Genomic DNA, 21,916 nt, shown 5'->3' with positions numbered 1-21,916 from the left:
TATATCTCTTCTAGGCTAATTAAATTCAACGACCCATGCCAAATAGCACAACCTTAACTGTTTTAAACAAAATCTTAACATCAAGCCAGGCGCTGTGATGTTTAATATAGTAAATATCATATTTATGCTTCCAAACAGCATCTTCTATAGAAGCACCATAAGGATAACTAACTTGGGCTAATCCAGTTACACCTGGCTTTACTGCGTGTCTAAATCGATAATAAGGAATTTCTTTTTCAAGTCCTTCAATAAACACTTCCCTTTCAGGCCGTGGTCCGACAATAGACATCTCACCTTTTATAATATTGATAATTTGAGGTAATTCATCAATACGGGTTTTCCGAATAAAATTACCCACTTTAGTCACCCGAGCGTCATGTTTAGAAGCCCATTGTGCGCCTAATTTTTCAGCATCATTACCCATAGAACGGAATTTGATGACCTCAAACTCTTCGTTATATTGTCCTGTTCGCTTTTGCTTATAAAAAACAGGACCTGGAGTCTCTAATTTGATAGCGAGTGCTGTAAGCAAGCCAATTGGCAATGCGACAAGTGATAATAACAGTGCCGAAAAAAAATCAACGGAACGTTTCGCATATTGGGTTCGCTTTGTGGATAAGATTGAGAAAGCTTTTTGATGTAAAAAATAACTACTGTGTAATAATCTTACTTCTGTATAACCGAGTCTTGAATCAAGGTAACTCACAAGAGGTTCAACCCAAGCACCTAATTCTGTTGCTACAACCAAATAATGTCGCTGTTCCTTGGTTAAATCACTGGCATTATAATGACAAACAACCTTCTTATTTAGATTTGTAATTGTATAATCATTTATCATCATATCAAATGAAAAATCATCTACTATTTGACCTAATATTTTCTCCATCTCTGTAGGGCAATACACATAAATGACTTTTTGCTTAAGCGCTTCACTTCGTGACTTGAAACGATTGGTAACTTTTATCGCTTTAAATTCATCATTTTTATAAAACATTTAATTTCTCAAAAGCCTGTTTATATTTACACCACTAGAAGTAAAGTTCAGTAGTAATTTTAGAGATTGCTATTATATTAAACGGTTAAAATGCACCTATAAAAATAAAGCATACCAGCATCAACAGTTTTTACTTTATAGGGTAATTTAGTAGTTATTTTTTAACAAAATACCTAATAAGAACTAACATCACGCCTAGCATTCCACCAATCATAGTGCCTAACGCAACTATTAATGCACGCTTAGGTTTGGCTTTCTCTTCTTGAACTAATGCCGGATCGATAGTTTTAAATACGTATTCATCACGCACTTCGGCAAACATTATCGTCTTGGCTTGCTCTTCAATCAGCTTATATAACATAGTGCGTATATCGGCGACGTTAGTTAGCGCTATTTGCTTGTTTAAAAACTCCGTGCTGCGCATGGCCTCAAGCACATCACGCTCTTTCATCACTTTGTTGATGTCTTCAACAAGCCAAGTCACCCACTGCTGGGCAATGGCAGGGGAGACATGCTCGATAGATATAGTCACCATCCCAGTGTCTTTGGCGGCATTGACTGCAATGATTTTTTTGAACTCCTTGTATGCTTCTTGCATTGATGGTTGTGATTTAAAAGGCGCATCTGCCTGTCTTATCCACTCTTTCGTATCTACTCGATAATCATCGGCATCATAAATGACTTTATCATTTGCCATGTCCCAGTTTTTAGCCGCCATCACATCCGCTAAAATGTCATGTTTTTGAATAAAGTCGCTGGTAAATTGGCGCGACTTTATCACTTCGATAGCGAGCTGGGTTTTATCAGCGCCGCCAGCGCCACCGAGGTTGATGCCCGCCATACTGGCAAGGCCGCCAAATTGGCCAGCAAGGGCCGCCAAGCCACCGCCACCGTTTTGATCCGTAGAGGCTGGCGCTAGTAGTGCTTCTGATTTATAGATATTGGGCTGACTTAAGGCGAAGAGAACTGAGCCAATGGCAAACAAAGTGGTTATGGCAATGATGAGCCACTTGCCTTGCCAGATGACGGCAAATAACTCCCTCAAATCAATCTCATCTTCGCTTGCGCGTGAGGTAAATTCGGAGTCTTGTTGATATTTGGTAACTTCTATAGACATTTAAAAATTATCTCATCATTTGAGTTTTCGAATACGGTTAACGGAACGTGACTTCGTCACTACAGAACGCTTCGCTTACGGATTGCATAAAAAACGATCACGGATTACGGAACGCTACGCTTACGGCAAAAGCAAAGCGAAAAACGTTGACTGAATACTCCGTTCACCGAAGACGATGTACAGTTGACAGCGAGGGCTAAGCCCGTTTCGTAGCTGCGAAGCAGCGTGCTGTTATCCGTAAGTCACGTAGTGACGTTCCAGTTTAAGTTTCAACGTTCTGAATTTCGCTCTTTAATCGATTTGATTAATCCCGCAAGCATCCCTGATATACGCTCAGCAATTTGTAGCTTTTCGTCTACGAAACTAGCATCTAGATAACCAATGTCTCGTCCTATCATTAACTGAGTCATTCGCTCAGCCAGTGAAGCTTTAGCTATATATAAAAATTGAATTTGTTCTTTTATTCCTTGCCTCTCGATCCCCTCAGCTATATTTGAGGGGACTGACAAGCCTGAGCGTGTAATCTGATCTTTGAAGCCCCAATCTCGGAGGTCTTTTGTTGCCAAATAAATAGAAGATGATAACTGGTAACTAAGTTGCCAGACTTCTAGCTTTTGAAATTTCATATCCAATCCTTGGGAAAAAATGGAACGCTTCGCTCACAGAATACGGATAACGGTAAAAGCTGAACGCTTCTTTCATCGTCAGGGCAATGCCCGTTCTGTGAGCTGCGAAGCAGCATTCCGTTATCCGTAGCACCAAAGGGGCGTTCCGTCATCCACTAACAGATTTACTCTTTATAACCCCGATATCGCTGAGATTGCGACTGCTGTGTTGTAGATGATGCCGGTAACTTGAGTCCACAAAGTGAGGTTATCTTTGTAATCGGTATCTAACGGCACTATTACGGTATCACCTGCGTCTATGTTGGTATCGGCGGTAAACCATAAGCTATTTTGTGGCATCATCACTGAACCATCAGCCTTGATTACGTAAATACGTGAGTCATCGCCGCGCTCGCGACTGCCACCAGACATAGTAAGGTAGTCATCTAAGGTGAGGCCTGCTTTAAATCTGTGAGTCGATGGATGTTGTACTTCCCCCATAACTGCAACAGTTTGCTTAATCGCTGGCACATAAAGCACATCGGCATCTTCTAGCTGTAAATCTGCTTCTTCAATGCCAAGGTTTAATGCATTAAGATCAACCACTAAACGACCGAGGGCTTTGATATTTTCAAGGTCGGCAAGCATCATTTGTGCGTCGCTGTAATTAACTTGCAGGCCATCTTTTGAAACACCGCGGCTTGCTATATCTCGGCGCAGCTGATTAGCTAGCTTTTTGATTTCTAGCTGCTCTTGCTGACGCACAGATTCGCGCACAAATACCGCGCCGCTTGCCGATGCATATTGAGTTAAGCCGCCGGCACGGGTTAAAACATCCTTTAAGCTCTCACCACGGCCGATATTATAAGTACCAGGGAATGTCACTTCACCACGAATTTCGATACTTTTAGTTTCTTGCCAATCGGGTATGGTTTGCACCGTTAATACATCGCGGCCTTCAATGGCAATATTGGCTTGTTGGTCGCCGATTAAGGCACTTTGTAAATCTATCGCAATATGCCTAATATCAGAGCTTGCACCACTATTAACCGTGCGCGTTAGCTCTGCATTGCCAATGTAAGCCCCTTCCACTAGACCGCCAGCGGCTTTAACTAAATCAGTGACTTTAGCTTGTAAACTCAGAGGGTATAAACCAGGATGACGCACTTTACCCGCTACAGCCACGATTTGAATACTGGTTTGAGTACCTGCTTGCTGATAAAGCTTATTGATTATGGGGTATAGCAATTCGCTGCGACTCATTGCAGCACTTAATTTAACTAATTCAACATCATCAAATAAGTTGGCCAGCATTTGTGATACTTCATTGGCTACCGCTTTTTGCTCTAGCTGTTGTTCTTCATTAATATTTTTATCCGTCATCACCACGCCAGCAATATCTGCAGCAGTGTATTTTTTCTGAGCAGAGAAATTAATGCTGTCAAAACCTGCTTTAAATAAATCATCACCGAGTAAAGAATTGCCTTTAAGCTCCGAGACTTTCGCTAGCCTTTGCTTTACCAACTTATTTAATTCAAAGCGACTCTGTGTTGTATCGTCATAGTTGAAAACTAAAATTTTGTCTCTTGGCTTTAAAACTAAGTTTTCTTTTAAGCTGCCATCGGCAATCGCGGCACCAATAGCGAATTGAAGTACTTCAATATCGCCGTGCTTATTAATTTCTCTAACCACTAAAGCGTAATTAAGATCCGCCGTTGGCGATAAGTCGCCCCATACACTGGGAATAATATCTTTAACGGTTAAGCCTTCACGCCATTGGTACTTGCCCGCACGCACAACCGCACCGACTAAGGTAATGCTGTTTTCAAATTGGCTTGAAGCATTTTTAACTCGAATGTAATCACCCGCTTTCGCTTTTAATTGCTTATCTTTAGCTGTGGTTAAATCAAGATTAATAATACTTTTCAGGCCATTATCATTAAAGCGCTCTAGGCTAGTGGCTTGTGCATAAGCGCCGGCTTTCACGCCTGCTGCCATATTGACCACATCGCCTATGGTCTCATTGCTGGCCACTTCATAAATAGCTGGGCGGCGCACTTCACCTGTTACGCTAACTAAGCTACCCACCGCAGGGATAAACACCACGTCACCTGAACGTAGATTAATATCACCTGACGCATCGCCTCTTAATAACAAATCATACAAATCAAGATGCCCCACAAGCTTGCCATTGCGCTTCACTTGAATATTACGCAGGCTACCTATGTCGTTCACACCGCCAGCCACGAATAAGGCTTGAGTAATGGTTGATAGACTCGATACGGTATAAGAACCTGGCTTATAAGCATCGCCAGCGACAAAAATCCGGATTGAACGTAGCTCACCCATGCTGATATTGGATTCTATGCCAATCATTTGCTGCTTAATGCGCTGTTGCAGTGATTCCCTAGCTTCTGAAAAACTCATACCACTGAGTTGGATTGGCCCAAGTTCAGGAAATTGCACACTGCCATCGCGGCCAACCGTTAGGCTGTATTCTTGATTTTCTTTACCATAAAGCTGCACTTTAAGTTCATCGCCAGGGCCCATCTTATAATCACTTGGCACAGGTACATCAGACACAGGAGCAAAGGTAGTGGGTTCACCCGCAAACATGTCATAGCCAAAACGCTTTAGCTCATTTTTTTGACTATCTTGTTTGAAATCAAAATCTTCTTTTGCCTCTTGTTTGTTGTTTCTATCCCCAGAAGCATCATCTTGTGCAAACTCTCCCCTTGCATTAACAAGATTAGGATTTTCCATGGGTTGGGAGGCACCGCGATTGCCACCCGATAGCATTGCCGGGTCTATGCCGTATTGCTTAGCAATACGTTCTTGTTCAGATTTAGGTAGTTGTTTAAATTGCTCTATCATCTGCGGAGAGGGTGTAAAAGCCTGGGCTTGCCGAGACGGTGTCACTGCATGAACCTGAGCAGCCATTAGACATAGTGCTGCGACACTGGCAATTAGCATTGTTTTTGTTTTGTGTAACACCTGTTCTCTCCGTTGAAAAAATAAAATATAAAAGGCTTAGACGATGACGGAACGCTTCGCTTACGGATAACCGAACACTGCGTTTACCGTTTTCTGTCATCAGTAGCCCACAGGGCGTTCTGTAGTCGCGAAGCAACGTTCTGCTTTTAGACACGCTACCGATTACTCCGAACGTCCATGTTCTCCACCCTGCGGACCAGCGAAGCTGTTTAAACATGTTCCAGTCATGTTTATCGCGTGGCGGCCATGCCTACAAGGATGTAGGTAAGTAGAATAACGCAGGAGCAGTTATCGAGAGGCCTTCGGCGTCCACTAAAAGACAGAAACTGTTCTGTCTTTTGTCCTTTATGAATCACATCCTGTAATTCACCCTCCGGGCCAGCTAAAGCTGTTCAAAATTGTTCCAGACAATTTGTGTCAGACACGCTACCGTTCCGCGTGGCGGCCATGCCTACAAGGATGTAGGTAAGTAGAATAACGCAGGAGCAGTTATCGAGAGGCCTTCGGCGTTCGCTTAACGAATGAAACTTTTCATTCGATGCCCTTCGGACACGCTACCGCCCATAGATTGCGGCTTCTATATTGCCCTTCGCGGTGCGAAATTATGTATTGTTATGTTTGCTTCCAATTACTTACTGCCGTAAAGCAAGGCCATAATAATTAGAGGCGAAAGATTATACCTGAATTGACAAAAAACTGATGTAGATTAATCACTCAGTTGCATAAAGCCACTTTTTGAAAGTTAATGGCACAATAATTATAAAAACTCATGTAAAAAATAAAAACATCTAAACAGTTGATTTTAAGTTTAAAAAAACAAAATCAACACTAAAACCTAAAAAAATACTTTAATCCTATGGCGAATGTCTCACAGGTTATTCAGCCAATATCTACTCTAAGGAAGATATTTTCAAGGGTTAAAGGTGATTCTTATAGGGAAATTCAACAGCGTACAACTTGGTCAATATCCACTTGCAATGATTTTTGCTGCCCCATAATGGTAAACAGCACATTGCAGCGTTGATTGGCACAGTTTTCATCAAAAATGGCATCCAAATCCACAAAAGGCCCTTGGGTAAAGCGTACTTTATCCCCTTTAATCAACCCAGGTTCAACCTCTAGTTGATGATTACCCACTCTGTGTTTGATTTCGGCTATGATGGCATCATTTATCGGCGTCATTAATTCCTTGCAACCAATAATACGGCTAGCACCACGAGTATTGTGGATTTTGCTAACGCTAAATTCTGTAGGATCAAAATGAATGAAGAGATAATTCGGGAATAGAGGGACTTCAACAACTTTGGTTTTACCCCTAGCTGTTTTTTGTTCTTTGATGACAGGCAAGTAACTTTCAACTTGTTGTAATGCTAAATTTTGCTGGGCACGAAGCTCACTTTTGGGCTTACAGTACAATAAATACCAAGCTTTCATTTACTCATTAACCTTTTTGCTATGCCCTTATTAGGCACTTGGGACGAAATAGGCGAATGCGAGCACAAAGTTTACTATGCACTCCTTCGCAGAAGTGCAAGATTCTAACAGCAGTAAGGCTTGTAGGCTAGAGATTAGAGCAAAGAAGGAGGATATTAGAAGGAAGACGGAACGCTTCGCTTACGGATGACCGAACACTGCGTTTACCGTTTTCTGTCATCCGTAGCCCACAGGGCGTTCTGTAATCGCGAAGCGACCTCCTGCTTTTAAAGATATTGATTTTCGAAGTAACTTTCTATGATAAGTACCGCAGAGACGGCATCTACCTGGCCTTTGGTTAGCGCTTTAAAGCCGCCAAGTTCAAATAACCGTGCCTTGGCGTCGGCGGTGGTTAAGCGCTCATCTTGAGTAACCACTTTTACCCCGAAACGACCACTGATGCGATTGGCAAACTTCTTCGCCCTTTGGGTGATGTCTTGTTCTGTGCCATCCATGTTGAGTGGCAGACCAACAACCACCAGCTCAGGTTGCCATTCTTTCAATATTTTATCGATATCATCCCAATTTGGGATCCCATCCTGAGCTTTTAATGCCAACAAAGGGCTGGCGCTAGCGGTAATGCTCTGCCCCACTGCCACGCCAATACTTTTAGTCCCGTAGTCGAAACCTATTACGGTTTGATTCATTGTGATCTCTTTAATTAATTATACGAGCCCCTAGGAACTCGCAGGCTCGCCGGAGAGCGTCGCTTTGCTCCTTCTAGATTCTAGATTTAACAAGACGAACGGCGCTGTGCGCCTACCGAACGCCCTTCGGGCTACTGAATACGGTTTTCCTTCTTCCGCTTCTTCCGTAAGCGCAGCGTTCCGTTATCCGCCATCCGTCATCCGTCATCCGTCATCCGTCATCCGTTAAGCATGGCCTGTTTGGCTAGATAGCTGCCAAATATCAAAACCCAGCTCTTTGGTAGCAAGGGTCCAAAGCTCATCGTGTTCTAAATCAAACACCAGTTCAGCATTGGCTTTAATCGTAAGCCAAGTATTATCAGCAAGCTCTTGCTCTAATTGATCTTTACTCCAACCAGAATAACCCAAGGCAACTTTAAAATGGCTCGGGGCATCCTGAGTACCTATGGCGGTAAGTATATCTCTTGAAGTGGTTAAGGTGCAGTAATCGCTGACTGGCTCACTGTTTATCCAAGATTTTTCAGGGCTATGTAATACAAAGCCGCGCTCTGGTAGCACAGGCCCGCCAATCAGGACTTGAGCTTGCTCTGATAACAATGCGTTAGCTTCATTATCCAAGCCCATTTGTTCGAGCAAACCTTCGACCCCAAGACCAATGGGGCGATTGATAACAATACCCATAGCACCTTTTTCATCGTGTTCACACAGATAAATCACTGTCCGTTCAAAAAATGAACCATCTAGGGATGGCATAGCGATAAGCAAATGATCTTTTAGGCTTTCCATTATAAGTCCTATTACTTTTGGGGCTATTATTTTAGAAGCTATTGCTTTATGGAATTACTTTACAGGTTTAGCACACCGGGCTAACCACCGGCTAATTTGACTTTAAAATCCATTTTCTCAAGTAAGGTTTTAAGCTGCTCGCGATTATCTGTTTGTACTTCGATACAAAAATCTTTCACTGTGCCGCCGCAACCACACTGTTTTTTCAGCTTTTGCGCCAAGTCTTTAAGGTTTTTTTCATCTAGACCTAAGCCTTTGATAACACTCACTCCCTTACCCTTACGACCTTTGGTGTCTTTATGAATACGCACAATGCCATCACCTTCTGGTGCTGCTTGCGTAGCTTGCTCTGGGGTTATTCGACCTGTGTCCGTGCTGTAGACGAGGGAAACATTAGGATCTGCTCTCATAATATGTTCTCTTTTCTGTTCATATTCGCTATCTCACAAATACTATCAAACCTATGGTCAGATGGCTCATGTTTTCAACTTGATAGTAAATGGGATTAAATATCCACGCTAACTCTATCGCAGCTTTAAAATTAAGACTATATTAACAGTAAGTTAAGCATACAAATTCCTAAGGGGTAATCCCCTTTTGTTGCAGTTGAACTTTTAAGCTGCAAATGTCTCTACAATGTATCAATGAGTTAATATTTTGGAGCAGTTATGAGAATCCTTTTAATCGCCGCAGCCCTGTTTAGTTTGACGGCATGTACCAGCCTTTCAACCAGTTATGACTACGATCCTGAGATTAGCTTTGCGCAATATAAAAGCTATTCATGGGTAGAAAAGAAAGTTGACAATACCAGCTACCATTTAGATGGACTGATGGATCAAAGAGTCAAGCTCGCTGTGGCAAATGAATTAGCCCTTAGAGGGTTTAAGCAAGTCCCTGCTAGTGAAGCTGATGTATTAGTGAATTATCTGACTAAGGTTGATAAGAAAATTGATGTCGACACCTTTAGCACGGATTTTGGCTACAATCCGTTTTATGGCCCTCGCTGGGGCGTTGCGGGTACTGTGCATACGCAAACGGTTGTTAGAGAATATGAAATTGGTACCTTAATTGTAGATTTAATCGATAATAAAACCGCTAAACTGGTTTGGCGTGGCACAGTCGCAGACACGATTAACGACAGAGATACCCCACAAGAGAAAATCATCAATATTAATCTGGCCATAAGCGCCATGATGAAAAACTACCCGCCAAAAGTAAACTAGAACTGAACTAGATCCTAGGAACTCACAAGTTCGCCTGAGGGCGGACTTCGTCCTGCTAGATCCTAGGTTATAAGATCAGATTCTAGGAACTCGCAAGCTCGCCAAAGGACGTCGCTTTGCTCCTTCTAGATCCTAGGTTTAGAAAACGCACGCCACTTCGTGACTACCGAACGCCCTGCGGGCTACAGATTACCGATTTTCCATTATCCGTAAGCGCAGCGTTCCGTAGTCCGTAATCTTGCTTTATTCCTAGAATCTAGCAGCGTAGCGCCCTGCCTTTAAAGATATGGTTTAACCAAATTTGCCATCATCATTATGTGGTCATCATTATCATTTAATGCACTGATGTAGCGAAACGACTGACCGCCGGCGTGAATAAACACTTCTCGATTTTCCTGCTCAATTTCCTCTAAGGTTTCTAAGCAGTCAGCACTGAATGCAGGGCAGGCTATCGCAATATCACGCACCCCTTCTAAAGCGAGTTTTTCTAAGGTGACATCGGTATAGGGTTGTAACCATTTAGCTTTGCCAAAACGTGATTGAAAGCTGGTGATCACAGCTTCACTAGCAATATCAATCCCTTGCTGCTGCATCTTTTCTACTACTAGACGTGTGGTTTTCATGCAAAAGCAATAATAAGGGTCCCCAAGATGCAGGTTACGCTCGGGCATGCCGTGATAACTCAGGACTAAGCGCTCTGGTATGCCGTTGGCGTTAAAGTCGGCTTTGATAGATGAAAATAACGCTGCGATATAGTCACTATTATCATGATAGGTATGAATAAAATGCAGTGATGGCAAATAGCGCCACTGTTTTAATGTATCGGCTATTGCATCAAATACTGATGCAGTGGTGGGCGCTGCATATTGTGGATACAAGGGCAATACTACGAGGTTATCAATACCAGACTGGTGCATTTCAAGCATAGTGTGCTTTATTGATGGCGAGCCATAACGCATGGCTAAGTGCACGCTCACAGCTTGACCATTTTTATCGGTCAACTGGTGTTCATTCAAGTAAGTTTGTAATTTGACTTGTTGACGCTCGCTGATGGCCAGTAGAGGCGAGCCAGCTTCGGTCCAAATTTTCTGATACAAGGCTGCAGATTTTGCCGGACGTATGCGTAAAATAATCCCATGAAGAATAATTAACCACACAAGCCTTGGGATTTCTATCACCCTAGGGTCCTTTAAAAACTCGGCAAGATAGGCTCTAACAGCACTGGTTGTAGGCGCCTCTGGGGTGCCTAAATTAACCAGCAACACCCCCGTCTTATTTCTTTGTGTATGACCCAACTCTTTGGATAAACCACTCACTTTAGCCAAAATATTCTCCATCTCACTTAATCTAAAATATACAACTCACTATTAACCATTAACCCACGAACCACTCACCACTCACCACTCACCACTTCAGCCTACATTAGCTTTTCACGCTTGTTAATACCTTTTTTATCGCCTGATTAAGCTCAATGCTGTCAGGTTTAACTCGGGAGTTGAACTGCAGCACCTTGCTGCCATCAGGGCTAACAAGATACTTATAAAAGTTCCATTTTGGACTAGCGCTTTTATCCGCTAAGTACTTAAACACTGAGTTAACATCACTACCTCTCACCGCAGAGGTCGCCAACATGGTAAAGCTGACGCCATAATTAAGAAAACAGACGTCTGCGGTTTTAGCTTCATCATTTTCTTCTTGAAAGAAATCATCTGATGGAAAGCCTATCACCACTAAACCTTGTGCCTGATACTCTTGATGAAGCGCTTCCAAGGCCTTAAATTGCGGGGTGAAACCACAATTACTGGCAGTATTTACGATTAATACCGCTTTACCTTGAGTGAGCTCACACAAGTCAATAATTTTATCTGAATGTAATTTTCTCGCCTTAACATTTAAATATTCAGGACATATCGGTGCTGGGGCGGTTTCAACAATCGCTTGGTTATCAGCCCATGCAGCAGGAGAAACCATCAACAAAAAAGCCGTTGGCATGATCGCCAATAAGCACAGTTTTACTCGCAGATAAGCAAGGCTAAAACAAGATTTCAGATCTGATAAACAAGGTGAAATAAACGACATATCGAGCTCCAATAAAGCATTTTTGTCATAGTATCATATTGAATAAACAAAAAAGATCATTCAGCTGAATGATCTTTTATATTGAGATAACCCGCCTATGCTGTCCTTGATAAGCCAACACTTATAGGCTTAAGCTAATCCATGCTTAATCCATGTTCAAGGTCACGCCGTCCATCAAACCACTGCCGCCAGTTTCATTATTTTGCAGTTTAATCATCAAGCGTAAATCGTTTGGTGAATCGGCGTGATGCAAGGCATCGGCATAGCTAATTTCACCCTCTGCGTACAACTTAAGTAACGCTTGATCAAAAGTCTGCATCCCTTGCTCATTAGATTTAGCCATGGTTTCTTTGAGTAAGTGCAGCTCATTTTTGGCGATAATGCTCGATACCCTAGGCGTGTTGATCAGCACTTCGATGGCTGCACGGCGCCCGCTACCATCAGATTTTGCCACTAATTGCTGTGCAACAATACCGCGCAGGTTAAGTGACAAATCGAACAGCAATTGATGATGTTTGCTTTCAGGTACCAAGTGCATAATGCGATCCAGCGCTTGGTTAGCATTATTTGCGTGCAAAGTGGCCATACACAGGTGGCCGGTTTCTGCAAAAGACAGTGCAAACTCCATGGTTTCTTGACTGCGAATTTCACCAATAAGAATGACATCTGGCGCTTGGCGTAATGAGCTTTTCAGGGCAGCATCAAAGGATTCAGTATCTATGCCCACTTCGCGTTGAGTGATAATGCTACGTCTATGATCGTGAACAAATTCCACCGGATCTTCTATGGTAAGAATATGCCCGCGAGAGTTGGCATTGCGATAACCGACCAAAGCGGCAAGTGAAGTCGACTTACCAGTCCCAGTACCGCCCACCATGATGATAAGGCCACGTTTGCTCATGACTAAATCTTTTAAAATGGGGGGGAGTTTTAAATCATCTACCTCTGGAATTTTAGTTTCAATGCGGCGCATTACGCAGCCTGCAGATTCCCGCTGCCAAAAAGCACTAACACGAAAACGGCCCAAGTCTTTTTCCGCAAAAGCAAAGTTACATTCACTGGTGTCGTGAAACTCCTTTTTCTGCACCTCTGTCATCAAGGCTTCGACAAATGCCAAGGATTGCGCTGGGTTAAGCTTCTCTTCTGTTAATGGGCGTAACTCACCATCAATTTTCGCACTCGGTGGAAACCCTGCGGTAATAAACAGATCCGAGGCTTTACGCTCCACCATGACTTTTAAAAAAGGAATAACATCCATAAGACTTTCCTTAGAAGTTGGCTTGTTTGTTTGAGCTCTTAGACATAGCGTCTTCACGAGTAATAAGGCCACGATTCACTAACACTTGTAAACTTTGCTCCAAGGTTTGCATGCCATGAGACATCCCTGTTTGAATTGCCGAGTACATTTGCGCCACTTTATCTTCACGAATAAGGTTACGAATCGCTGGTGTGCCCATCATAATTTCATGGGCGGCAACTCGGCCTCCGCCAATTTTCTTGATCAAGGTTTGCGAAATAACCGCCTGCAATGATTCAGACAGCATAGTGCGCACCATGTCTTTTTCACCTGCTGGGAATACATCAACCACACGGTCAATGGTTTTTGCCGCTGAAGTGGTGTGCAAGGTACCAAACACTAAATGACCAGTTTCCGCTGCGGTCATCGCTAAACGAATGGTCTCTAAATCACGCATTTCCCCCACCAAAATAACATCGGGATCTTCACGTAGTGCCGAACGTAGCGCCGCATTAAAGCTGTGAGTATGCTTGTGGACTTCACGTTGGTTAATCAAACATTGCTTGTTTTGATGCACAAATTCGATAGGATCTTCAATGGTTAATATGTGGTCATGACGGTTCTCATTCACATAATCCACCATGGCCGCCAAGGTGGTTGATTTACCTGAACCTGTAGGGCCCGTCACCAACACTAAGCCACGTGGGAAGCTGGCGATTTTTTTAAATATTTCAGGTGCGCCTAGTTGCTCAAGGGATAAAATATCACTGGGAATGGTACGAAACACTGCGCCCGCACCCCGCGACTGGTTAAAAGCATTGACACGAAAACGGGCTAAATTAGGCACTTCAAATGAAAAATCAATTTCTAGGTGCTCTTCATAGTCTTTGCGTTGTTTATCGTTCATTATATCGTACACTAGGCTGTGAACGCCTTGGTGATCCAGTGCTGGCAGATTAATTTTTCTGACTTCGCCATCGACGCGGATCATAGGTGCTACGCCAGCTGATAAATGCAGATCTGAAGCCTTGTGTTTGACGCTAAAGGCTAATAATTCAGTAATTTCCATCGTGATAAACATCCATTCAAGCAATAATAAATATATGACAACAATAGCAGACAGACTCAAGCTCGCCCAGTTCAGAATAGCGCAAGCTGAACAAGAACATCATCGCCCTCATCAAAGCGTTAATCTTCTCGCCGTGAGTAAGACCAAACCCGTGAGTGACATCATCGAAGCCTACCAGGCAGGTCAACGCAGTTTTGGTGAAAATTACGTTCAAGAAGGCCAACAGAAAGTTATTAAGTTAACCCCAAACTATCCTGATATTGAATGGCACTTTATCGGCCCGCTACAATCAAATAAAACCCGCATTATTGCTGAGAATTTTGATTGGCTGCATACAGTTTCTCGAGAAAAAATTGCCCAGCGGTTACAAGAGCAGCGCCCAGCAGATAAGCCGCCTTTGAATGTGTGCATTCAAGTCAATATTAGCGGTGAAGACAGTAAAGCTGGCGTAGGTCTCATTGAAGTGGCGCAACTTGCTAGCGCCATCGCAGCAATGCCAAACCTGAGGTTACGGGGGATAATGGCTATCCCCAGCCAGCAAGCTAATTTTGATAATATTACACAAGCACAAGCTGAACTTTCAAAGGAATTTAGCCAACTTAAGGCATGTTTTGATACACTTAAGCAAACTTATCCTCAGCTAGACACACTTTCTATGGGCATGAGTGACGATCTCGGTCTTGCCATCGCTCACGGCTCAACCATGGTAAGGATCGGCAGCGCCATTTTTGGGGCTCGCTAGTCTGCTAGGTACAAGCTTTGATGCACACGGATTTTAGTGTTTACTGATTTTGATATGCGCCAGTTTTAATGCGCACTCATTTAAGGGCCGATTGTTTACATTTTTGAACCAAGGGCTTCTTTATCTCAGCTGATTAAACAGCGCAGCCTTTTTAACCCATTGGGAACCAACATGACACAAGCAAAAATCTGTTTTATCGGCGCCGGCAACATGACCCGCAGTATCGTCAGCGGCCTAGTAACACATGGCTACCCATCACAATTGATTTACGCCACCAATCCAAGCCAAAGCAAACTCGATGCCATGGTCACTGACTTTAATATTAAGGTGTCCAACGATAACCTCGCCACAGCAAAAGAGTGCGATGTGATAGTGTTAGGTGTTAAACCTCAGCTGATGCAGCAAGTGTGTGAGGCGCTGCAATCCTTGGACTTAAACGGTAAGCTAGTGATCACTATCGCAGCAGGCATCACGGCAAATCGCTATGATGACTACTTTAAGCAAAAAGTGCGCTTGATCCGCTGCATGCCAAATACCCCGACTCAAATCGGCCATGGCATGACAGGGCTTTTCGCCGTAGCAAACGTCAATGATGAGCAAAAGCAGTTAGCAGAAACTTTGATGAAAACGGGCGGCAAAGTCATGTGGGTAGACAAAGAAGCTGAGCTTAATTTAGTCATAGCTCTGGCTGGCAGTTCACCAGCATATTTTTTCTTATTTGTTGAATCCATGATTGAAGCTGGTGTTGCCTTAGGTATGGATGAAACAAAGTCACGACTATTGGCCGAGCAAGCCGCCCTTGGTGCGGCGCAAATGATAGTTCATAACCAAGATTTAAGCCCTGCAACCCTTAGAACAAACGTGACCTCAAAAGGCGGCACAACCGCGGAAGCTTTAGCCACTTTTGAGCGCGGAGATATTCGCGGCTTAGTTAAACAGGCAATGGTGAATTGCATTAATCGAGCCGATGAAATGGCTAAAACATTTTAAATAACTCAATATGTGTGCCCCGTCAGATAAAATATCATTTATCTGACGGGGTGAACCGTGCACAATCAAGTGTAATGTTTAATCGTTAATCTCCAATTTCAAGCAACTAACGCTCCATAGCTACAACAACTAAGGCACATGAACATGAATGCAATGAGTTTTTTGATCACCACCCTGTTCGATCTTTATTTAATGGTTGTTATTTTGCGCTTTTGGCTCCAGTGGGCCAAGGCCGATTTTTACAACCCATTCAGCCAATTTATCGTTAAAGCCACCCACCCTATCTTAGCCCCTATGCGCAGAATCCTGCCTTCATTGGGTAGCATAGATACCGCCTCTATTGTGTTGGCTTTTTTGGTGGTGTTGGTGAAAATGTTAGTACTTACTCTGCTTGCCGGTGCGACCATTGAAATTCTGACTCTGTTGTTATTCTCTCTGGTGTCAGTTGTCAAAGAAGCCGGAGTATTACTGTTCTGGCTTATTCTCATTCGCGCATTATTAAGCTGGTTCAATCAAGGTCATAATCCAATTGTTATGATGATGACTCAATTAACTGAGCCAGTTTTAGCCCCAGTACGTCGCATCATTCCTCCTATGGGTGGGTTAGATTTATCTGTGATGTTTGTCATTATCGGACTTAATTTTTTAAATATGTTGCTCGCCCAATACGTGCCATTTTGGGCCATCATCTAGTTAGTAATGACAGCATGCTTGTACGCCATAAATTATCAATATATGGCGTACAAGCAATTATGTTCCTTAATGCCAGCTGCAAACATTAAGTTTCATGCTCAATATACGGCCTTAGCCTATACTCAATTTATGATCCGTTCCCTAGGCCATTCAGGCCAGAGACTCAACGAGGACACCACAAATGCTAAATCCCCTATTCCGCTTGGCCGCATTAGTGTTAATACTGATAAGTATCAGTTTTTCAGGCCTAGCCAATGCAGAGCAAAAACAAAAAGTCGGTAATTACGATATCCATTACATGGCTCTTAGCAGTACCTTTATTACCCCAACCATAGCTAAAACTTATGGCATAGAGCGCAGTAGCTATACAGGCTTAGTTAACATTACCGTGCTTGATACTAGCCAAGAAGGCATGCCAGCCGTGGCGGTGGAGATATCAGGAATTGCCAACAACTTATTAGACGCCCGCATTGATCTTGAGTTTAAAGAAATCAGAGAAGGTGATTCAATTTACTACATAGCGCAAGTGCCATACCGTGATGACCAAGAGATCAACTTCGACATTTCAATTAAATACAATACAAAGCTTAATACTTCGGTTAAGTTTAAACAGAAATTCTATATCGATTAATACCTAAGCGTTAGCTGTTAGTTGTTAACTGTTAGTTGTTGGGAATGGTTTAAAATTTTGCCCGCAGCTCGAGTAACGCCTCTCTTAAACGCCTTGCTGATGCAGGGTGTTTTTATTTCCCCTGAATTCATCTTCAAAGTATTTAAGTAGTAAGCTAACTCAGCTTCTTCATTGGGATTGCCTTGTTGATGAGACTGGGGTTAGGTATCATAGCGGCCTATTCACTTATCACATCTTCGGCAGGTTATTCATGCAGCAAATCGTGCTCGCCAGTGGCAATAAAGGCAAACTCAAAGAATTTGAGCAAATGTTTGCTCCGTTTAACATCAATGTCTTGGCCCAGAGCCAATTCAATGTCACCGAAGTGGCCGAAACTGGCACTACCTTTGTTGAAAATGCCATCATTAAGGCCCGCCACGCGGCACAAGTAACCGGCATGCCAGCCATCAGTGATGATTCAGGTTTAGAAGTTGATGCATTAAATGGAGCGCCAGGCATATATTCAGCCCGCTACGCCGCCCCCAATGCTAATGAAAAGAATAACTATCTTAAGCTGTTAACTACCCTTGAAGGCCAAGCTAACCGCAGTGCTCGCTTTCAATGTGTACTGGTTTATATGCGCCACGGCAGCGACCCAAGCCCTATTATCTGCCAAGCCTCGTGGGAAGGTGAAATAGCGCTCGCGCCCCAAGGTGAGAATGGCCATGGCTACGATCCTATTTTCATTCCACAGCAGCAAGCATGCACAGCATCACAATTGAGTGACAGTCAAAAGAACAGTGTCAGCCACAGAGGCAAGGCACTTAAGCTACTGATCAGCGCATTAACAGCCCACGGCATTATTACAGGATAAGCCATACCATGTTGCAATTGCCGCCATTAAGCCTTTATATCCATATCCCTTGGTGTGTTCAAAAATGTCCTTATTGCGATTTTAATTCCCATGGCCAACATGGTGAATTACCGCAACAGGCTTATGTGGATGCACTATTGGCAGACCTTGCCCAAGACATGGATTATGTTCAAGGTAGACAGTTGCACACCATTTTTATCGGTGGCGGCACCCCGTCACTGTTTGATGCCAAGCAAATTGAGCGGTTGCTGCTTGGAGTACAGGCACTCATCCCCTTCGAAAAAGACATTGAAATTACCATGGAAGCCAACCCTGGCACACTTGAACATGATGATTTTAGCGCTTACAGAGCCGCCGGCATTACTCGCCTCTCCATTGGGGTGCAGAGTTTCGCCAAGGACAAATTAAATTTACTTGGGCGTATTCACGATCAAAATGAAGCTGTGGTCGCGGCGCAAAAAGCCAAGCAAGCCAATTACCTTAGTTTTAATCTTGATTTGATGCACGGCTTGCCCAATCAAAGCTTTACTGAAGCCATGAGTGATATCGATACTGCTGTGGCGCTTGAGCCGCCGCATTTATCTTGGTATCAGCTCACCATTGAGCCCAATACCTTATTTCACTCCAAACCACCGCAGTTGCCCGATGATGAAGACTTGTGGCAAATTTACCAGCAAGGGCAGCAAAAACTGGCAGCGTTAGGTTATGAGCAATATGAAATATCAGCTTATGCCAAGCCTGGTTTCCAATGCCGCCATAACCTTAATTACTGGCAGTTTGGCGACTACTTAGGCATAGGCTGCGGCGCACACGGCAAAGTCACCTTGATGGATAACGCCTGCATAGTTCGCACTGTGAAAATAAAGCATCCTAAGGGCTACCTTGCCTGCGCTGAAACAGCGCTTTGTGTTAATCAGTCACATGACGCTGCCCCATCAACGTCCGCTAAGACTAATCACTTCGCCACTGCTGTGACGCCAATCTTAAGTGAAGATATGGGGCTTGAATATTTGATGAATCGCTTAAGGCTAATGACTGCAATTCCTAAGGTCGAATTCGAGCAGCGCACAGGTCTTACTCACACCAGTCTCGATGCGGGCATGGCTAAAGCTCAAGCACGAGGGCTGATTACTCAAGATGAAACTCACTGGCAGCTCACCAGTAAAGGGCATATGTTTGTAAACGATATTTTGTCGCAGTTTATTGACTAGCATGATTAGTTAACCTCAGCTCGGGATAATAAATGCATATCAAACAGCCCTTTGCACCGCTAACTGCGTTGAATTCACTTGCAATAGGCTAGCTATTGACGCGCAAATTCGCCTTGTTTTCAGCGCAAAGTTCAAGTTTGAATGTAAGGTATTGAATTTTTTTGATAATTCACTACCGTTTATCCATCTCTTAACCCGAGTTGAGGTTAGTTAAGTGTAGCTAAAGCCTTGGAACACTTAGTAGATTAACTCTGGCTACTCTCTCGCCCATCAGCATCAATAGATAGCTCATGACATTAGTGTGGTGAACTGAGTAAATGATTAGGAATAACGAAACTAAAGGTACTGCCTTTACCTAGCTCACTCTGAATAGAAAGCTCACTATGATGATGATTTAATGCATGCTTTACGATGGCAAGTCCTAATCCGCTGCCGCCAGTTTTACTTGAGCGGGCATTATCGACTCGATAAAAACGCTCAGTTAAGCGATTAATGTGCTGCGGAGCAATTCCAAGCCCAGTATCTGTAACACTAAACAATGCCCCAGTTGCCACTCTGCGCCAGCTAATACTGACTTTGCCGCCCGGTGAAGTATAACGAATCGCATTAGAAATCAAATTAGTGCAAGCACTACGTAACTGCAGCTCATCACCATGACTATGCAATCCCTTATCCCAGCTAAATTCCACTTGGTAGTTATCCAAAGCGAGCGCCTTAGCCTCTTCTTTTAGCTGGAGCATTAACTTATCCATATCCACTTGGCTTGATAAGTTTATCTCGCTGGCATCTTCAATACGGGACAGGGCTAATAGCTGTTCCACCATACTCTGCATTCGTTCAGTTTGCTGCTGCATCAGTTTTAGTGGCTTGGCCTTTGGTGAGTCATCCTCCTCCATGCCCTGCATGATTTCCAGATACCCCTGCAACACGGTAAGAGGGGTTTTAAGCTCATGGGATACGTTAGCGACGAACTCTTTACGCATGCCTTCAAGTTGCACAATTCGAGTAATATCACGGGCGATAAGCAGTAATTGCCTGTCACCATAAGCCATGATGCGAATTTCGAGCAGGCGTGAGTCTGACACCGGCGATGCCAAGGACAATGGCTCATTAAAAGCGCCACTTTTAAGGTATGCTGAGAAGTCTGGATGACGGATGAGATTGTCAATGCGCTGACCATTATCTTGCGGCCACACAAAGCCTAAGATTAACTGCGCCAGTTTGTTACACCAGAGAATATTATGTTCAGAATCAAGCACGACTGCGGCATCGGGTAAAGCTTCAGCCCCTTGTCTAAAGCGGCCAAGTAGGTTCGCCAACTGACCCACTCGGCGGCGATTTTTTCCTTGCAAGCGATAAATACCGTTGAAAATCCCTTCCCAACTGCCACGACCTTGAGGCGGCGTGAGGCGTTTATCTTTCCAGAGCCAAAAATTAAGTCGGCTAATTTGCCGGTAATGCCAAGCTAATAATCCAATGACACCAAGCAATAGCATCAAGATCACTTCATCTAATATCAGCCCCAATAGAGAAAAAACCAACAAGATACTGGCTAACTTAATCCCTAAGCGAACCCCTGAGTACGCATCAAACATAAATAACCTAATAAATGGTCGCTGAGCCCAACAAACGAATAAACCCACAGATTGTATCAGGTTTAAACCTAGTGTCAGTGGTTACTCGTCAATCTCAGCATAATGTTCCTGAAATACTCTACATACGTGTTGAGAAGCGGTAACCCGCACCACGCACTGTCTGTATTAGCTTGTCATGACCTGTGTTTTCAACGGCTTTACGTAAACGCCTGATATGCACATCCACAGTCCTGTCTTCCACATAGACATTAGTGCCCCAGACATTATCAAGCAATTGCTCACGACTGTAGACTCGCTCTGGATGAGTCATAAAGAAGTGCAGCAACCTAAATTCTGTCGGCCCCATGTCAAGCACTGACTCACCAACACAGACCCTATGGCTGACAGGATCTAGCTGTAGGCCCTGAACATCGATAGTCTCTTCCAAACGTGTCGGCGCACTGCGGCGCAGCACAGCTTTTATCCGCGCCACCAGCTCTTTAGGTGAGAAGGGTTTAGTGATGTAATCGTCGGCACCCACTTCTAAGCCTTTGACCTTATCTTCTTCCTCACCGCGAGCGGTCAGCATTATGATAGGGATCTGACGTGTAAACTCATCTTGCTTTAAACGCTTGGCCAATTGAATACCGCTACCACCGGGGAACATCCAATCCAAGATAATAAGATCTGGATAAGGTTCTTGCAGGAGCGCTATTGCCGAGTCAAAATCCTCAGCCGCGACTGTAGTAAAACCGTGTTGTTCCATAACAAAAATAAGCATTTCACGAATCGCTGATTCGTCTTCTACTATTAAAATCCTAGCTGTCATAATCGAGTTCTACTCTTGATTTGCCACTTGAACATTATTGGTCATTTCTGTTACAGATTTATGACCTTGAGTGCAATGAGTGATGATTTTGCCATCAAAATCCACCCTTGTCATAAATCTTCGAAAATGAATGATAAAAAAGGAGGGCATAAGCCCTCCTGATGTTTAT

22 protein-coding genes are annotated in these 21,916 nt (G+C 43.5%); 7 read left to right on the top strand and 15 right to left on the bottom strand.

The features are described from left to right. Positions 1-25 precede the first annotated feature (25 nt). The 8 genes from H5073_RS07945 to yciH form a co-directional block, all read right to left on the bottom strand. Positions 26-994, bottom strand: coding sequence for an exopolysaccharide biosynthesis polyprenyl glycosylphosphotransferase (locus H5073_RS07945; protein WP_182678666.1), 969 nt, complete (start codon positions 992-994; stop codon positions 26-28). Positions 995-1,148: 154 nt separating this feature from the next. Next, positions 1,149-2,111 (bottom strand): Wzz/FepE/Etk N-terminal domain-containing protein, encoded by a 963-nt coding sequence (locus tag H5073_RS07940; RefSeq protein WP_182678664.1) that lies wholly within the window; start codon positions 2,109-2,111, stop codon positions 1,149-1,151. 269 nt (positions 2,112-2,380) lie between these two features. Then, positions 2,381-2,737 (bottom strand): four helix bundle protein, encoded by a 357-nt coding sequence (locus tag H5073_RS07935; protein WP_182678662.1) that lies wholly within the window; start codon positions 2,735-2,737, stop codon positions 2,381-2,383. A 171-nt stretch (positions 2,738-2,908) separates the two neighbouring features. After that, entirely contained in the window at positions 2,909-5,710 is a 2,802-nt protein-coding gene (locus H5073_RS07930; protein ID WP_182678661.1) for an SLBB domain-containing protein, read from the bottom strand. Between the two features lie 942 nt (positions 5,711-6,652). Next, positions 6,653-7,144, bottom strand: a complete 492-nt coding sequence (rfaH, locus tag H5073_RS07925) for a transcription/translation regulatory transformer protein RfaH (RefSeq protein ID WP_182678659.1) — start codon at positions 7,142-7,144, stop codon at positions 6,653-6,655. Between the two features lie 266 nt (positions 7,145-7,410). Continuing rightward, entirely contained in the window at positions 7,411-7,830 is a 420-nt protein-coding gene (gene ruvX / locus H5073_RS07920; RefSeq protein WP_182678657.1) for a Holliday junction resolvase RuvX, read from the bottom strand. Between the two features lie 225 nt (positions 7,831-8,055). Then, on the bottom strand, positions 8,056-8,616 hold the full coding sequence (locus H5073_RS07915) for a YqgE/AlgH family protein (RefSeq protein ID WP_182678655.1): 561 nt from the start codon (positions 8,614-8,616) through the stop codon (positions 8,056-8,058). A gap of 80 nt (positions 8,617-8,696) precedes the next feature. Further along, positions 8,697-9,026, bottom strand: coding sequence for a stress response translation initiation inhibitor YciH (yciH, locus tag H5073_RS07910; RefSeq protein WP_182678653.1), 330 nt, complete (start codon positions 9,024-9,026; stop codon positions 8,697-8,699). 258 nt (positions 9,027-9,284) lie between these two features. Here yciH and H5073_RS07905 point away from each other — a divergent pair, with 258 nt between their 5' ends. Then, positions 9,285-9,839 carry a DUF4136 domain-containing protein gene (locus tag H5073_RS07905; RefSeq protein WP_182678651.1) on the top strand — a complete coding sequence of 185 codons (555 nt, stop codon included), beginning with the start codon at positions 9,285-9,287 and terminating at the stop codon, positions 9,837-9,839. Between the two features lie 278 nt (positions 9,840-10,117). Here the strand turns inward: H5073_RS07905 and hemH are convergent, their stop codons facing one another. The 4 genes from hemH to H5073_RS07885 all read right to left on the bottom strand — a co-directional run bounded on the left by hemH (position 10,118) and on the right by H5073_RS07885 (position 14,224). Next, positions 10,118-11,164 carry a ferrochelatase gene (hemH, locus tag H5073_RS07900; protein ID WP_182678649.1) on the bottom strand — a complete coding sequence of 349 codons (1,047 nt, stop codon included), beginning with the start codon at positions 11,162-11,164 and terminating at the stop codon, positions 10,118-10,120. A gap of 97 nt (positions 11,165-11,261) precedes the next feature. Continuing rightward, on the bottom strand, positions 11,262-11,810 hold the full coding sequence (locus tag H5073_RS07895) for a glutathione peroxidase (RefSeq protein WP_182678711.1): 549 nt from the start codon (positions 11,808-11,810) through the stop codon (positions 11,262-11,264). A gap of 253 nt (positions 11,811-12,063) precedes the next feature. Further along, the gene (locus H5073_RS07890) at positions 12,064-13,176 is read right to left on the bottom strand and encodes a PilT/PilU family type 4a pilus ATPase (protein ID WP_182678647.1); all 1,113 of its coding nucleotides are present in this window, start codon (positions 13,174-13,176) and stop codon (positions 12,064-12,066) included. 10 nt (positions 13,177-13,186) lie between these two features. Beyond that, entirely contained in the window at positions 13,187-14,224 is a 1,038-nt protein-coding gene (locus H5073_RS07885; RefSeq protein ID WP_182678645.1) for a type IV pilus twitching motility protein PilT, read from the bottom strand. Positions 14,225-14,258: 34 nt separating this feature from the next. Here H5073_RS07885 and H5073_RS07880 point away from each other — a divergent pair, with 34 nt between their 5' ends. The 6 genes from H5073_RS07880 (at position 14,259) to hemW (ending at position 19,344) form a co-directional block, all read left to right on the top strand. Next, a complete protein-coding gene (locus H5073_RS07880) occupies positions 14,259-14,966 on the top strand; it encodes a YggS family pyridoxal phosphate-dependent enzyme (RefSeq protein ID WP_182678643.1) in 708 nt (235 codons plus the stop codon). Positions 14,967-15,137: 171 nt separating this feature from the next. Continuing rightward, on the top strand, positions 15,138-15,956 hold the full coding sequence (proC, locus tag H5073_RS07875; RefSeq protein ID WP_182678641.1) for a pyrroline-5-carboxylate reductase: 819 nt from the start codon (positions 15,138-15,140) through the stop codon (positions 15,954-15,956). Positions 15,957-16,100: 144 nt separating this feature from the next. Then, entirely contained in the window at positions 16,101-16,649 is a 549-nt protein-coding gene (locus tag H5073_RS07870; RefSeq protein WP_182678639.1) for a YggT family protein, read from the top strand. A gap of 181 nt (positions 16,650-16,830) precedes the next feature. After that, the gene (locus H5073_RS07865; RefSeq protein ID WP_182678637.1) at positions 16,831-17,280 is read left to right on the top strand and encodes a DUF4426 domain-containing protein; all 450 of its coding nucleotides are present in this window, start codon (positions 16,831-16,833) and stop codon (positions 17,278-17,280) included. Positions 17,281-17,530: 250 nt separating this feature from the next. Further along, a complete protein-coding gene (rdgB, locus tag H5073_RS07860; protein WP_182678635.1) occupies positions 17,531-18,133 on the top strand; it encodes an RdgB/HAM1 family non-canonical purine NTP pyrophosphatase in 603 nt (200 codons plus the stop codon). An 8-nt stretch (positions 18,134-18,141) separates the two neighbouring features. Further along, the gene (gene hemW, locus H5073_RS07855) at positions 18,142-19,344 is read left to right on the top strand and encodes a radical SAM family heme chaperone HemW (protein ID WP_182678633.1); all 1,203 of its coding nucleotides are present in this window, start codon (positions 18,142-18,144) and stop codon (positions 19,342-19,344) included. 296 nt (positions 19,345-19,640) lie between these two features. Here the strand turns inward: hemW and phoR are convergent, their stop codons facing one another. From phoR to H5073_RS07840, 3 genes are all read right to left on the bottom strand, one after another. Then, complete coding sequence (phoR, locus tag H5073_RS07850; protein ID WP_182678631.1) at positions 19,641-20,939, bottom strand: phosphate regulon sensor histidine kinase PhoR; 1,299 nt, start codon at positions 20,937-20,939, stop codon at positions 19,641-19,643. 118 nt (positions 20,940-21,057) lie between these two features. After that, entirely contained in the window at positions 21,058-21,747 is a 690-nt protein-coding gene (gene phoB, locus H5073_RS07845; RefSeq protein ID WP_182678629.1) for a phosphate regulon transcriptional regulator PhoB, read from the bottom strand. 9 nt (positions 21,748-21,756) lie between these two features. Continuing rightward, entirely contained in the window at positions 21,757-21,897 is a 141-nt protein-coding gene (locus H5073_RS07840) for a hypothetical protein (RefSeq protein WP_182678628.1), read from the bottom strand. Positions 21,898-21,916: the final 19 nt, after the last annotated feature.

Source organism: Shewanella sp. SR44-3 (assembly GCF_014163735.1).
GTDB lineage: Bacteria > Pseudomonadota > Gammaproteobacteria > Enterobacterales > Shewanellaceae > Shewanella.
Note: the sequence above shows the minus strand (reverse complement) of the source record. Positions and strands in the feature narration are given on the sequence as shown.